Raw genomic sequence first — 350 nt, 5'->3', positions numbered from 1 at the left:
GCAGTACCGCGAGAAGTTTCAAAAGTTAATGTACCGAGGTGAGCAATATCAGTAACAGGGTGTTCAGTTTGAGGAAGTACGCCAACTACAGTGTCCGCAACAGTATTAATGCCTGTATCAATAATGCTGGTTTTTAGACTTTCGACACCTTGTAGCACGTCAATACCGCTTTGTACGACGTTAACAACTGGTGCCAGTGGAGAAGTTCCACCTCCGACTACACCACCAGTGACACCACCAATAATATCGGTCACGGTACCAACAGGATTGCTACCAGTAGCACCACCAGTTACACCGCCAATAGCGCCAGTTACACCACCAATAATGTCAGTTACAGTACCAAGCGGGTT

General features: G+C 46.9%; 1 pseudogene. It reads right to left on the bottom strand.

What is annotated here, in order from left to right:
* Positions 1 to 350, bottom strand: a pseudogene (locus J582_RS27065) (hypothetical protein); the annotation flags it as partial.

The sequence above is a fragment of the Acinetobacter sp. 1566109 genome, from assembly GCF_000582255.1.
Lineage (GTDB): Bacteria > Pseudomonadota > Gammaproteobacteria > Pseudomonadales > Moraxellaceae > Acinetobacter > Acinetobacter nosocomialis.
The sequence above is the reverse complement of the archived record's forward strand: the minus strand, read 5'-3'. Positions and strand labels throughout refer to the sequence as shown.